The 14,193-nt window shown below is 69.4% G+C and carries 10 protein-coding genes and 1 pseudogene; 9 read left to right on the top strand and 2 right to left on the bottom strand.

Going from position 1 to position 14,193, the window contains the following annotated elements; translation table 11 throughout:
- Window positions 1-523 precede the first annotated feature (523 nt).
- The gene (locus RPX00_RS10645; RefSeq protein WP_406639356.1) at window positions 524-1,345 is read right to left on the bottom strand and encodes an HAD family hydrolase; all 822 of its coding nucleotides are present in this window, start codon (window positions 1,343-1,345) and stop codon (window positions 524-526) included.
- Window positions 1,346-2,034: 689 nt separating this feature from the next.
- Here RPX00_RS10645 and ssd point away from each other — a divergent pair.
- The 8 genes from ssd to RPX00_RS10605 all read left to right on the top strand — a co-directional run bounded on the left by ssd (window position 2,035) and on the right by RPX00_RS10605 (window position 8,560).
- Window positions 2,035-3,093 carry a septum site-determining protein Ssd gene (gene ssd / locus RPX00_RS10640; protein WP_406639355.1) on the top strand — a complete coding sequence of 353 codons (1,059 nt, stop codon included), beginning with the start codon at window positions 2,035-2,037 and terminating at the stop codon, window positions 3,091-3,093.
- The gene (locus tag RPX00_RS10635) at window positions 3,094-4,245 is read left to right on the top strand and encodes a TadA family conjugal transfer-associated ATPase (protein ID WP_406639354.1); all 1,152 of its coding nucleotides are present in this window, start codon (window positions 3,094-3,096) and stop codon (window positions 4,243-4,245) included.
- A 474-nt stretch (window positions 4,246-4,719) separates the two neighbouring features.
- Window positions 4,720-5,472 carry a type II secretion system F family protein gene (locus tag RPX00_RS10630; RefSeq protein WP_406639353.1) on the top strand — a complete coding sequence of 251 codons (753 nt, stop codon included), beginning with the start codon at window positions 4,720-4,722 and terminating at the stop codon, window positions 5,470-5,472.
- A 281-nt stretch (window positions 5,473-5,753) separates the two neighbouring features.
- A complete protein-coding gene (locus tag RPX00_RS10625; RefSeq protein ID WP_406639352.1) occupies window positions 5,754-6,164 on the top strand; it encodes a type II secretion system F family protein in 411 nt (136 codons plus the stop codon).
- Between the two features lie 30 nt (window positions 6,165-6,194).
- Window positions 6,195-6,359, top strand: coding sequence for a DUF4244 domain-containing protein (locus RPX00_RS10620; protein ID WP_406639351.1), 165 nt, complete (start codon window positions 6,195-6,197; stop codon window positions 6,357-6,359).
- The gene (locus tag RPX00_RS10615; RefSeq protein WP_406639350.1) at window positions 6,359-6,697 is read left to right on the top strand and encodes a TadE family type IV pilus minor pilin; all 339 of its coding nucleotides are present in this window, start codon (window positions 6,359-6,361) and stop codon (window positions 6,695-6,697) included. The genes RPX00_RS10620 and RPX00_RS10615 overlap by 1 nt, the downstream gene beginning before the upstream one ends.
- On the top strand, window positions 6,694-7,056 hold the full coding sequence (locus RPX00_RS10610) for an Rv3654c family TadE-like protein (protein WP_406639349.1): 363 nt from the start codon (window positions 6,694-6,696) through the stop codon (window positions 7,054-7,056). The genes RPX00_RS10615 and RPX00_RS10610 overlap by 4 nt, the downstream gene beginning before the upstream one ends.
- 883 nt (window positions 7,057-7,939) lie before the next feature.
- A complete protein-coding gene (locus RPX00_RS10605; protein WP_406639348.1) occupies window positions 7,940-8,560 on the top strand; it encodes a bifunctional DNA primase/polymerase in 621 nt (206 codons plus the stop codon).
- A 46-nt stretch (window positions 8,561-8,606) separates the two neighbouring features.
- Here RPX00_RS10605 and RPX00_RS10600 read toward each other — a convergent pair.
- A pseudogene (locus RPX00_RS10600) lies at window positions 8,607-11,602 on the bottom strand (DEAD/DEAH box helicase).
- A gap of 276 nt (window positions 11,603-11,878) precedes the next feature.
- Here RPX00_RS10600 and RPX00_RS10595 point away from each other — a divergent pair.
- Window positions 11,879-14,140 (top strand): sodium-translocating pyrophosphatase, encoded by a 2,262-nt coding sequence (locus RPX00_RS10595; protein ID WP_406639347.1) that lies wholly within the window; start codon window positions 11,879-11,881, stop codon window positions 14,138-14,140.
- Window positions 14,141-14,193 lie beyond the last annotated feature (53 nt).

Raw genomic sequence — 14,193 nt, 5'->3', positions numbered from 1 at the left:
TCGGGAAGCTACTCACCGCGACACGGGGTTGTCCATCGGCCGAGCGCAGGAACGGGAGGGTTCACCTGGGAGGACGTCTCACCGCGCGCGGATTTCTTCGAGCCTGGCTCGGTCCGCAGCTTCGGTGTCGACATAACACTGGCGGCGCCCGTCAGCCGAGGCCAACGGGCGCCGCCAGTCAGCGCGAACATCTCGGGCGACCAAGCGTGCAACTCTGGTCGTACCTTCATGGACTCGGCGTCCGGCGTCCCGGTACGCAGTCCCTAGACGACGAGCCTCCCGCGGCGTGCTGCGCGTGGGTACCCGGAGTCCGCGCACGGAGGTTGCCCGGGGTGACAGAGGCTTCTCTTCTACCTCTGTCCTGGCCGAATCAACGTCCGCACCTACTTTCTACGCCGTGAGCCCGGTCACTTCAAGTGCGCGTACGGGTGCACCGGTACAGAGGCTCGATCCGGTGACAACACCACCCTCAGCAACGGACCTAGCTGCGGAAACCGGAGTTTCGGTACCGCCACGTGGGTACTCAGCCATTCCCGCCGCGAGACCGCCTGCGCCGGCTGAGGCTGTACCAGGTCGCGCCCGCCGCCACCGCGCCCACGCCGAGCGCGACCATCCCCGCGGACTTCGCCGGGATCCGCGTGCGCAGCGACATCGGCCGCTCGAACGCGAGGACCGGCCAGCCGTGCTCGTCGGCGGTGCGGCGCAGCAGCTTGTCCGGGTTCACCGCGTGCGGGTGACCCACCACCTCCAGCAGGGGGATGTCGGTGCTGGAATCGGTGTAGGCGAAGCAGTCCGCGAGGTCGTAGCCGTACGTGGCGGCTTGCTGCTTCGCCGCGACGGCTTTGTTCTCGCCGTAGCAATAGAAATCGACCTCGCCGGAGTAGCGGCCGTCGACGATCTCCATGCGGGTGGCGACACACCGGGTCGCGCCGAGCATCTCCGCGACCGGGGCCGCGACCTCCTCGCCGGTCGCGGAAAGCACGATCACGTCGTGCCCGTCCGCGAGGTGCTGCGCGATGAGGTCGGTCGCCTCTACGTAAACGAGCGGATCGACTACGTCGTGCAATGTTTCGCGCACGATCGCGGAAACCTGCGCGACATCCCAGCCCGCGCACAGCGCGGAAACCTCGGCGCGCATCCGCTCGGTCTTGTCCGCGTCCGCGCCGGCGAGGGAGAAAACCAGTTGCGCGTAAGCACTTCGCAGCGCCGCGCGACGGTTGATCAGTCCTTCGCGCAGCAACGGCTTGCTGAACGCGAGCGCGCTGGACGACGCGATGATCGTCTTGTCGAGATCGAAGAAGGCGGCTACGCGCCGGGGTGCTTCTTCGCTGCGGGGTTCGGCCACGTGATCAGGATAGGCGTACGGCGTGGTGTTGTTGGCAGCACACCGGTCGTGGCGACGGCCGGAAAATCGATGACATCCGCTCGCTTAGGGCCTCGAGTGCCGTTATCGAATCGTATGTATCACTCACACAGCCAACTCATAGCTAACGGAGTTACAGTGAACGGACCCGGTCGTGAACCGGGCTGGTTCAGTCCGACCCCCGGGGCTGAACCCCTGGCGGCCCTCGTCCCTCCCCCTGGCGAGGGCCGCCTTCTATTCTCCCCGTTTCCGCGTCAGCGAACAATTTTCAGGTCTGCCCCGGAAATCTTACCGTGACCTGCTTTTCCGCTGCTGACCTGGGCGGTTCCGGCGGTTTACCGTGCACTTGCATGCGCGAGATCAGTTAACCGCACGCTTACCTTGGCGGTATTTTCTCCGGATGCTGGCCAGTTATCCGACCCGGCGCGGCAAATTTACTTTTTTCGCGTTGTTTTTCCGAAGGTTCTTCGTGGCAATCGTTTTCTCGACTGAATGAGCGGAGCCGCGCATTATCCGGAGCGGGCGGACACTCCGGCGGTTCTGGATCGATTTCGCCGCTCGGTTGTCCACAACCCCCGGGTTATCCACAGGACGGAAAAGCGGGCATTGCCGCGCGGTCCGGAGGCGAGCGACCGTGGAAGTCCGGCCCACGAGACCAAGGGGAGGGGCACATGGCCACCGCACAACCGCTCGTCGTCGCAGGCGAGGGCACCGTGTTCGAAGAGATCCGCCGCGTCGCCGCCGTCGTCGGCTGCGAGTTCGACCACGCGCCAGACCTGGCCGCCGCCCGCGGCCGGTGGACCCGCGCTCCACTCGTGGTGCTGGACGAGGACCTCGCCGCTGACAGTCCGCCAATGCCAGCACGCGACAACGTCGTGCTCGTCAGCAAAGGCACACCCGATGTGGAGACCTGGCGCCGCGCGGCCGCGCTCAGCGCTCGCCGCGTTTTCAGCCTGCCCGACGACGAAGCCGACCTCACCGGCGCGTTCGCCGACGTCACTGACGCACCAGCCGACTCTCCAGGCCCAGTAATCGCTTTCGTAGGCGGCCGAGGCGGTTCCGGTACCTCCGTACTGGCCGCTGCGGTCGCGGTAGAAGCCGATCGCACCGGCCCCGCGCTCCTAGTCGACTGCGACCCCTTAGGCGGCGGACTAGATCTCCCACTGGGCCTAGAAGACACGAAAGGCCTGCGCTGGCCGGAGGTTCGGCTGTCCGGCCGCGTCTCCGTCCCTTCGCTGATCGCGTCACTGCCAAGCCGCGGCAAGCTTCCCGTGCTGTCCTGCGGCCGCTCCGGTGCCGGCCCGACCCCGCGTGCTCTGTCCGCCGTGGTGGCCGCTGGCAGCCGCGCCGGCCGCACCGTCGTCTGCGATTTACCCCGCCATTTCGACGAAGGCACCGTCGCCGTCGCGTCCGCGGCCGACCTAATCGTGCTTGTCGTTCCCGTGGAATTCCGAGCCTGCATGGCAGCGAAACAGGTCCTGACTCACCTGCGCCCGCACGCCGAACGTTTCGCAATCGTCGCAAGTGGACATCCCGTAGACGGCGTCTCGGCCGCACAAACCGCAGGACTGCTCGGCCCGCCCCTGATCGCCACCGTGTCCCCCGAACGCCGAGTAGCGGCCACTGTGGAATCCGGCGAATTCGAGCTTCCTTCCAAGGGTTCATTGGTCGCCGCCGCCCGTGCGGTACTGGCCGAGCTGCGCCCTCTTCCCCTCGCGCAGGCGGCATAGATGACGACCGACCTCGTAGAACGAGTCCGCCACCGCCTAGCCGGAGAAAGCCGAGGCACCGACCCGATCGCCCTGGCTGAAGCCGTCCGCGCGGAGGCAGGCGGTGCCCTGAGCCACGACGCAGTACTAGCCGCCGTCCGCCAAGCCCGAGACGAGTTCGTCGGCGCGGGCCCGCTCGCCGTACTGCTGGAAGACGACACCGTCACCGACGTCCTGGTCACCGCCCCCGACCAGGTATGGACCGACGGCCCAGCCGGCCTAACCCAAACACCGATCGCCTTCCCGAACGAGGACGCCGTCCGCCGCCTGGCGCAGCGCCTGGCCCTAGCCGCAGGCCGCCGCCTGGACGACGCCCAGCCCTACGTAGACGGCTGGCTCCCCGCCCGCCAAGGCCGAATCCGCGTCCACGCCGTCCTGCCGCCCATCGCCGCCAACGGCACCTGCCTGTCACTACGCGTCCTACGCCCGGCGACCCACGACTTGTCCGCCCTCCACGCACAAGGAGCCATCGACGCAACCGCCCTGACCATCCTCCACGCGATCCTCAAGCACCGCCTAGCCTTCCTGATCACCGGCGGCACCGGTGCAGGAAAGACGACCCTCCTAAGTGCCCTGCTAGGCGCGGTAGCCCCAACTGAACGGATCGTCTGCGTAGAAGACGCCGGAGAACTACGCCCAACTCACCCGCAGTTCGTCAGCCTCGTCGCCCGTCCCGCGAACGTAGAAGGTGCCGGTGCCGTCGAACTCCCCGAGTTGGTCCGCCAAGCCCTGCGCATGCGCCCAGACCGCTTGATCGTCGGCGAAGTCCGCGGCGCAGAAGTGTGCTCCCTGCTGAACGCCATGAACACCGGCCACGACGGCGGAGCCTGCACCCTGCACGCAAACTCCCCCGCAGAAGCCCCCGCCCGCCTAGAAGCACTTGCAGCCCTAGGCGGCCTCCCGCGCGACGCGGTGCACAGCCAACTGGCCGCAGCCGTCCGCGTAATCCTCCACATGCGCCGAACGACCACGGGTCGCCACCTGACGGAAGTCGCAGTACTCCAGCGCTACCACGGAGAAGTAAAAACCCACCCAGTCTGGCGCGACGGCCACTGGACGAACCGCCGCCACCTCTTCACCACCCTGACGACTCCCGGGCCCACCCATGATTAACCCTTGCCGCACGGCCGCCAACCGCGCCGACTGGCCCTGCTTCGCCGCCGCGCACTCCAATACCCGACCCCACATCGACCGGCCTCGCGTCACTGCCGGGCATTGCGTGATCTGGTCCTGCGTTGCTGCGACCCGCCGCATCAACAGTTCCTTCGTCACTGCTGCCCGTCCCGTCAACTGGTCCCGCGTTGGCTGGTGCCGTGTTTTTGCAACGCATCCCGTCAAGCGGTCCCGCGTCACTGCTGCCCGTCCCGTCAACCGGTCCCGCGTTGGCTGGCGCCGTGTCTTTGCAACGCATCCCGTCAACCGGTCCCGCGTCACTGTCGCCCGTCCCATCAACCGCTCCCGCGTCGACTGGCACCGCGCCTTCGCAACGCACCCCATCAAGCAACCCCGCGTCACCACCGCCCACCGCATCAACCGGCCACACCTCACCGTCCACCCCGCGAACTGCCCGAGCAGCGAGGTGCCCCAGTGATCTCCGCCTGGTCATTCCTCTGCGCAGGCACCGGAATCCTGTGCTGGCCAACCACCCCCAACCGCCTCTTTCCAGCACCCCGAATCCGCCTACGCCTCCCCATCCCACCCCGCCAAGCCCTCTGGCTGGCCCCCGCCTTCCTCGCCCTGCCGCTAGCCGGAATCGGCGCCGCGATAGCCACGGCGCTGCTCACCCTCGCCGTCCGCCAGGAATGGCGCAGCAGAAAGGAAATCACCGAAACCCTGACCCAGGCCGAACGCACCTCGACCGTCCTCCGCACGATGGTCTCCGAACTCCGCGCCGGCGCTCACCCAGTCACCGCCGCCGAAGCAGCCGCCGACGCCGTCCCAGAACTAGCCGACGAACTCCACAACCTCTCCACCGCCGCCCGCCTCGACGGCACCCTGGAATCCCCAGTACTCCCCGCCGTCGCCCAATCCTGGAACCTCGCCCGCCGCCACGGCCTCCCGATCGCCGACGCCCTGGACGCCACCCGCCGAGACGTAGACGCCGAAATCGCCTTCACCCGCCGCCTGCACGCAAAAATGGCGGGCCCGCGCATGAGCGCCGTCGTCCTGACCGTGTTACCGGTCGCCTGCCTAGCAATGGGACAGCTCATCGGCGCGAACCCGCTCGCCGTCCTCACCAAAACCCTTATCGGCCAAGCATTCCTAGTAGCTGGCGCAGCCCTGCTATGGGCAGGCACCGCATGGTCCCGAGCCCTGACCAACCGCAAGGCCGCCCCATGACCACCCTGAGCTTCGCCCTAGCCGCCACCGCGCTCTTGCTCTGGCCAAACACCGCCCCGCCCCGACACCTAGTCCGCCCCAACCGCCCACGCCGCACCCTGCGCCCAGAGGTCTGGCACCCCGCTGCCGCAACCGTCGTAGGCCTGTCCGCAATCGTCCTTACCGGAATCCCTTTCGGCTTAGCCGCCGGGGCAGCCGCCTGGTGGCTCCTGCGCCGCTCCCGCCACCCGAAAAACCCAGACGACGTCTCAGATCGCCTCCGCTCCGCCTCAGTCCTAGACATGCTCGCCGCCTGCCTGCGCGCCGGAATGCCAGTCCCGACCGCACTGGACGCCGTCGCGCCCGGTGCACCGCCGGACACCGGAAACGCCCTGCGCGCAACAGCAAACCTCCTAGCCCTGGGAGCCGACCCGGCTCCCTCGTGGGCTCCAGTCCGAGCCCGGCCAGGCTTTGCCGAACTGGCAGTCGCCGCCACCCGCACCGCGCGGTCCGGCGCAGCACTCGCCTCGACCGCGGACGACCTGGCTCGCCGCGTACGCGACGGGCTGGGCGTCGAGGCCGAAGAACGCGCTGAACGAGCCGGGGTCGCCCTGGCCCTGCCGGTAGGCCTGTGCTTCCTGCCCGCGTTCTTCGCCCTCGGCGTGCTGCCGGTGGTGCTCGGCCTCGCCGGGCGGATCGGCGGCCTGCTGTGAACCCATCCACGACAGAAAGGGAAACCGATCATGCGGTTCTTGCCCGGAGACGAGGGCACCACCACCGCGGAGTACGCCATCGGCACGGTAGCCGCGACAGCTTTCGCCGTGGCGCTCTACGTCCTGCTCAGCGGAGACTCAGTCTCCGCGACGTTGGCCGGCCTCGTGCACAAAGCCCTCACGGTGGCCACCTGATGGCCAGCCGTCGCCGGGACGGCGGATTCGTCACGGTAGAAGCCGCCCTCTCCTTGGGCGCGCTGACCGCCGTGCTGGCCATCCTGCTCGCCGGCACCAGCGCAATCGCCGGACACCTCCGCTGCCTGGACGCCGCCCGCGAAGCCGCCCGCCTGACCGCGGCCGGACAGCCAGGAGCCGCCGACGCAGTGGTCCAAACCATTGCCCCGCGCGGCGCACACCTCACCATCCACCGAACCGGCGACGGCCTCACCGCCGAAGTCACCACCGATGCCCTGTCCGCCCTCCACCTGAGCGCCACCGCCTACGCCATAGCCGAACCAGGCACATCCTCATGACCCAAGAACAACCGGCAGACGCCGGCGTCGCCACGATCTGGACCGCCCTAGCCGCAACCACCCTGATCGCCATCACGGTCCTGGTGTGGTGGCTAGCCGCGGCCATCACCGCCCGCCACCGCACCGAAGCAGCCGCCGACCTAGGCGCACTGGCCGCAGCAGCCCACGCCGCCGCCGGACCAACCACCGCCTGCGCCCGAGCCCAGGAAGTCGCCGACCACGAGCACGCCGTGCTGACCAGTTGCCGCTGGCACAACCGCGACGCTTTCATCGAGGTCCGCGCCACCTCCGCCCCAATCCCCGGCCTGCCCGCTCCCACCGCGAAAGCCCGCGCAGGCCCAGTCGACCTGCCCCCTTGACCGGGGAACCGCCGTGGCCGGTCGCGAGAAAGCCGCCTCGCCCCGGCTGCCTCATCGCCCTGCCCGGACAATCGTCCAGCAGCGCGAGAAAGCCGCCTCGGCCCGGCCGACTTGCCGCCCTGCCGGGGCAACCGTCCGGCTGCGCGTGAGGAAGCCGCGTCGTCCCGACCGACTTGCCGTCCTGCTGGGACAACTGTCCGGCTGCGCGTGAGGAAGCCGTCTCGGCTCGGCTGAGCTGACGCGGCCCTACCCGGATGGCTGTCCTCAGGCGGCTAGCCCCGCGCAGCAACCCCAGCCCTCGCCGATCCAGTCCGTACGCGGCACGCCTGGCCGAGTCCTCGCTCAAACCGACCTCACCCGCCCCACCCGAAGGGAGTTGCAACCTGCCACCCGCCCCCGCGCAGTCCCGTCGCCTCGCCACCGGGCACCCCGCCACCGCTGCTCCGCTCATCAGCCGGAACCGCTCATCGGCTCCCTCGCGGACCGGTGACCAGTCCCCGGAACAGCCGCTCGTCCGGTCCTTTCCCGTACCGACGACGAGTGGCGAACCACCACGAGCAGCGGTCGTTGGCGCACGCCGAACGGTTGAATCCCCAGGTCAGCGGCCTGTCAATCGGGATGCTCCAGCATGCCTGCGGAAAGCCGGGAAACTGTCGAATCCCGTGGTGAGCCGGTTCTCGCGGGTCGGGTGGCGGGGTCAGCGGCCGATGATCGGCTCCTTGTTATCGGCCGGACAGTGGACTACCGGGCGTTCATCGCGCGGTAACGGCCGGTTGTCGCTGGAGTCTTCCGCGCAATGTGCAACTTGCCGTTTAGTGAGACGTGCGCCACCACGGCCCCGACCCGGACGGCGCGAAAACCGGACCTCGAAGGCAGGAAAGCAATGTTGGACGCGAATTGGCCGGACAGCTGGCGGAACGCCTTCCGCATCGAACTGCGTGCGGAGGCGATCGGTCTCGCCTGGCGCGGCTGGCCGGTGCTTCCGGGGGCGACCCCGGAGCCGATCACCGCGGAGGGGGACGACCTGACCTGGCGCCGGCCGGTGCCGGTGCGCGACGACTGGCGTGAGCTGGTCGGTTCGCACGCCCACGAGGTCGCCGGCTGGTTCACCGACCGCACGCACAGCCTCCTCGTGGCGACCGGCACCGTGCTCGACGCGGTGGAGGTCGACCAGGAGCTGGGCAAGCGCGCCGCTCGGCTGCTGCGGGCCATCGGGCACCCGGCCCCGATCGTCGCGATGCCGAACGGCCGGTGGCTGTTCCTCACCCAGCCCGCCGACCGCATGCCCGCCGAGATCGCCGAGCAGATTTCCGTGCAGTGGCACGGCGCGGACAGCTACATCCCGCTGCCGCCGTCGCCGTTCCAGCACGGTGTCGTGCACTGGCGCGTGAAGCCGGAGGTGTGCGGCTGGCAGCTGCCGCCCGCCGCCGAGGTGCAGGACGTGCTGGTTCGCGCCCTCGCCGACGAGCACGCCCCGATGCTGGTCGAGAGCACCGCCGCCTGATCCGGTTCCATCCCGGCAGGCAGCACGCGACAACCGAAGAGAGTTTTCACGCTCCACCGTGGCCGCACTGTTCCCCGTGCTGACGCAACGCCCCGAGCACGGCTCCCAGTACGGCCACCGCCCCCGCCTTGTCCAGCGGATCGTTGCCGTTCCCGCACTTCGGCGACTGGACGCAGGACGGGCAGCCCGTCGGGCACTCGCAGGAGACGATCGCCTCCCGCGTAGCGGCCAGCCACGGGACAATCGCGGCATAACCGCGGTCGGCAAACCCCGCACCCCCGGGATGCCCATCGTGCACGAACACCGTCGCCTCCCCGGTGTCCTCGTGCCACGCGGTAGACACCCCGCCGATGTCCCAGCGGTCGCACGTAGCGAACAGCGGTAGCAGGCCGATCGCCGCGTGCTCGGCGGCATGCAGGGCACCGGGGACGCGCGCCGGAAGCAATCCGGCGCCCCCGGTGCTCTGCCAGCACCCCCGGTCCCCACCGGTCCCACCGCGACTCCGGCACTGGGCCCCCGCCCAGCCGCCGGACGCCCCGAAACTTCGCCGGTTACCCCGACAACCGACGAGGCACCTCCGGTCCCCACCGGTTCGCCAGCCGCCCGGCCACCCGCTGCCCCCGCAGTGGCCCCACCGAGATCCCCGGCGGCTGGCGACATGCTCTCGGTCCCCGCTGGTTCGCCAGTCACCTGGTTGCCCGCTGCCCCCGCAGCGGTTTTGCCGAGGTCTTCGGTGGTTGGCGGCAAGTTCTCGGTTCCTACTGGTTCGCCAGTCACCCGGCTGCCCGCTGCCCCCGCAGCGGCCCCACCGGGATCCCCAGCGGCTGGCGACATGCTCTCGGTCCCCACGGGTTCGCCAGTCACCTGGTTGCCCGCTGCCCCCGCAGTGGCCCCACCGAGATCCCCGTCGGTTGGCGGCAGACTCTCGGTCCCCACCGGTTTGCCAGCCGCCTGACGGTTCCCCGCACCGGCGTCGCCCAGATCTCCGGCGGTCGGCGACCCGCTCTCCGCCCCGGCCGGTTCGTCAACCCCGCGGCTGACCTCTGGCCCAGCAGCGGTGCCCCCGACGGATGGAGACGCGTTCCCGGCCCCCGCCGTTGAACCACCAGGCGACTCCAGCAGCTCACCCGAAACCGTGTACCAAACCGCCCTCGTGTGGAGGCTTTGCTCGGGCAGGTCGAGCGGCGTGTGGTCCAGCACCTCACCTGAGGGCCGCCGCCGCAAGTACCCCACTACCTGTGACGTCACCGCCACCTCGCCGAGGCACACCGTCACCCCGCCGTGGCGGCACTGTTCTTCCATCGACAGCACCGAAATGTCCACGATCTCGCGCGGCGAAGTCGTCCAGTCCGGGTCCTCCGCGTGGACCAGCGCGAGGCCGGTCTCCAAGTCCAGTTCGTCGACGACATACGACGAACCCTGGTGCAAATACACCGCACCGGGATGGACGGAGTAGCAGGCCGAACCGGGGTCGACGGTGCCGAGCATCCGGCCCGAATCCGCTTCCACTACCGCGATCTGGTCGCCGCCCGAGCCGCGGATGCCTACCTCCGCGTGCGGGCGGTCGCGGGAAGTCCAGTACCAGCCGCTGGATCGGCGGCGCAGCAGTTTCTCCTCGGCCAGTTCCGCCAGCACCGCGCGGGCCGCGTCGCCGCCGAAGGTTTCCAGTTCTGGTTCGGTGAGCGGCAGTTCCGCGACGGCGCACGCGAGCTGCGGGCCTAGCACGTACGGGTTCGTCGGGTCCAGCACCGCCGTTTCCACCGGGCGTTCCAGTAGCGCGGCCGGGTTGTGCACCAGGTAGGTGTCGAGCGGATCGTCTCGGGCGACAAAGACCACCAGCGCTTCGTCGCCCGAACGGCCGGCGCGGCCGGACTGTTGCCAGAAAGACGCGAGGGTGCCGGGATAACCCGCCAGGACCACCGCGTCCAGGCCGGCGATGTCGACCCCCAGCTCCAGCGCGTTCGTGGTCGCGACGCCTAGCAGCCGACCCGAGAGCAGGGCTTGCTCCAGGGCCCGGCGCTCCTCGGGGAGATAGCCAGACCGGTACGCGGCGACGGTGTCCGCCAACCGGGGGTCCACTTCGGACAGCAGCCGCCGGGCTCCCAGCGCGGTCAGCTCGGCACCGCGGCGGGAGCGGACGAAAGCCAGCGAGCGTGCGCCTTCGACTACCAGCTCAGTCAGGATTCGCGCGGTCTCGACGCCAGCCGGACGGCGGACGGGCGCGCCGTTCTCGCCAGTCAACTCGTCCAGTAGCGGCGGCTCCCACAACGCGACCGTGCGTGCTCCGCGCGGCGACGCGTCCTCGGTGACCGCTGAACACTCCACGCCGGTGAGGCGCGTGGCGAAGGAAGCTGGCGAAGCGGTGGTCGCCGACGCCAGTACGAAGACCGGCGAAGCGCCGTAGTGCTCCGCTACTCGACGCAGACGGCGTAACAGCAGTGCGACGTGTGAGCCGAACACGCCGCGATAGCTGTGGCATTCGTCGACCACGACGTACCGCAACCGGCGGAAGAACTGCGTCCATCGGGAGTGCGCCGAGAGGATGCCGCGGTGCAGCATGTCCGGGTTGCTGAACACCCAGTTCGCGTGGGCGCGAACCCAGTCGCGCTCTGTCATCGGCGTATCGCCGTCGAAGGCCGCCGCGCGCACTCCTGGAACGTCCAAAGAGGACACCGCACGCAGCTGATCAGCGCCAAGCGCCTTCGTCGGCGAGAGGTACAGCGCGGTCGCCCGCGAGTCTGTCGCCAGCGCGGTGAGCACTGGCAGCTGGTACGCCAGCGACTTCCCGGACGCCGTGCCGGTGGACACCACGACGTGTGCGCCCGAATGCGCCAGCGCGGCCGCCTCGACCTGGTGCCGCCAAGGTTTTCCCACCCCGGCCGCGCCGAACGCGGCCACCACCGACGGCTCCGCCCACTCCGGCCACGGCTCGTGCCGGGCCGCGCGTTCCGGCAGCCGGGACACGTGCGTGACCGGATTTTCGTGCGCCGGGATGCCCGCCGTGACCCGGTCCAGCAGCCTCCGTCCTCGCTCTCCCACCACGTGCCGAAGCTTCGCACAGGGCACCGACAAAACCGGGCTGGCATCGATCCAGTGACCAATCACACAAGGTTACCGAACGTGCTCTCGCCGGGACACATTGCGGACGCGCAGATCACTACCAATACACTCCCTCGATCCACACCCACTGTGGCGAGCGTCATGTGAGACGTGCATTGCTTGCACGGCTAGCGTGTCCTTCGGCACAGATCCACGCCAGTGCAGGCGCGCCGGGTACGACGGGCCCGCGCTGGCCAGACGGCGTTCCCAGGAGGACGAATGTCCCGGCAGTTCCTCGCGGAGGGCGGTATCACGCTCTCCGGGGGTGGCTACACCATCGTCGGTGTGGTCGCCGTGGTCGCCCTTGTCGCACTGGCCATCGGTTACGCCCTGCTCAAGGAGGTGCTGGCCGCAGGCCAGGGCACCGCCAAGATGCAGGACATCGCGAAGGCAGTGCAGGAAGGTGCGGCCGCATACCTGAAGCGGCAGCGCAACACCCTCGCCATCTTCGGCGTGATCGTGTTCCTGCTCCTGTTCGCACTTCCCGCGGACGACTGGAGCGAACGGATCGGCCGGTCGATCTTCTTCCTCGTCGGGGCGGTGTTCTCGTTCACCATCGGCTACCTCGGCATGTGGCTGGCCACGCAGGCGAACCTGCGGGTGGCGGCCGCGTCGCGCGAGGAAGGCGGCCGCGAGAAGGCGATGCGCGTGGCGTTCCGCACCGGCGGCGTGGTCGGCATGATCACCGTCGGGCTCGGCCTTTTCGGCGCGGCGATCGTGGTGCTCGTCTACACCGGCCAGGCACCGAAGGTGTTGGAGGGCTTCGGTTTCGGCGCGGCGCTGATCGCCATGTTCATGCGGGTCGGCGGCGGCATCTTCACGAAGGCCGCCGACGTCGGCGCGGACCTGGTCGGCAAGGTTGAGCAGGGCATCCCCGAGGACGACCCGCGCAACGCCGCGACGATCGCCGACAACGTCGGCGACAACGTGGGCGACTGCGCGGGCATGGCCGCGGACCTCTTCGAGTCCTACGCGGTGATGCTCGTCGCCGCGCTGATCCTCGGCAGCTCCGCCTTCGGTGCGCACGGCCTGATCTTCCCGCTGATCGTGCCCGCCATCGGCGTGATCACCGCGGTGATCGGCGTCTACATCACGAAGGCGCGCGCGGGCGAGGGCGGTCTGGTCACGATCAACCGCTCGTTCTACATCTCCGCGGTCATCTCCGCGGTGCTGTCGGCGGTCGCCGCGTTCGTGTACCTGCCGAGCAGCTTCGCCGACTTCGGCGAGGGTTTCTCGCACAACACCGGCAACCCGGCGGTGATCGCGACGGTCTCGGTGATCATCGGCATCGTGCTCGCCGCGCTGATCCTGCGCATCACCGGCTACTACACCGGCACCGAGCACAAGCCGGTCAAGGACGTCGGCAAGACGTCGGAAACCGGTGCGGCGACGGTGATCCTGTCCGGCATCTCGGTCGGTTTCGAGTCCGCCGTGTACACCGCGCTGGTGATCGGGGCCGCCGTGTTCGGCGCGTTCCTGCTCGGCGGCGGCGTCGCGCTGTTCGCGGTGGCGCTGGCCGGCACCGGCCTGCTGACCACCGTCGGCGTCATCGTCGCGATGGACACCTTCGGCCCGGTCTCGGACAACGCGCAGGGCATCGCCGAGATGTCCGGCGACGTCGACGAGAAGGCCGCGCAGATCCTCACCGAACTGGACGCGGTCGGCAACACCACCAAGGCCATCACCAAGGGCATCGCGATCGCTACCGCGGTGCTGGCGGCGACGGCGCTGTTCGGGTCCTATTCGGACGCGATCGCGAAGGCGGTCGGCAGCACGGGCACGTTCGTGGCGAACATCGTCAGCCCGGAGACCCTGGTCGGCGTGATCGTCGGGGCGGCGGTCGTGTTCCTCTTCTCCGGTCTCGCGGTCAACGCGGTTTCGCGCGCCGCCGGCGCGGTGGTGTACGAGGTGCGCCGCCAGTTCCGCGAGATCCCCGGGATCATGGAGGGCACCACGCGGCCCGAGTACGGCAAGGTCGTCGACATCGTCACCCGCGATTCGCTGCGGGAGCTGGCGACGCCGGGTCTGCTGGCGGTCTTCGCGCCGATCGCGGTCGGCTTCGGCCTCGGCACCGGCGCGCTCGCCGGATACCTGGCCGGCGCGATCGCGACCGGCACGCTGATGGCGATCTTCCTCGCCAACTCCGGTGGCGCGTGGGACAACGCGAAGAAGCTGGTCGAGGACGGCAACCACGGCGGCAAGGGTTCCGACGCGCACGAGGCGACGATCATCGGCGACACGGTCGGCGACCCGTTCAAGGACACCGCCGGTCCCGCGATCAACCCGTTGATCAAGGTCATGAACCTGGTCTCGGTGCTGATCGCGCCCGCGGTGGTCACGCTGACGCTCGGCGGCGGCGCGGACACCACGTGGCGGATCGTGATCGCGGTGGTCGCCCTCGCGGTGATCGTCGCGGCGATCGTCATGTCCAAGCGGCGCGGCAGCGTGATGGCGGACACTCCGGCGGAGGCGAAAGCCTGACGCACTGCTCCATTCGGGCCCGGTATGCCTTGTGCGTACCGGGCCCGTTCGCG

It is taken from the genome of Amycolatopsis sp. WGS_07, assembly GCF_045278895.1.
Lineage (GTDB): Bacteria > Actinomycetota > Actinomycetes > Mycobacteriales > Pseudonocardiaceae > Amycolatopsis.
The sequence above is the reverse complement of the archived record's forward strand: the minus strand, read 5'-3'. Positions and strand labels throughout refer to the sequence as shown.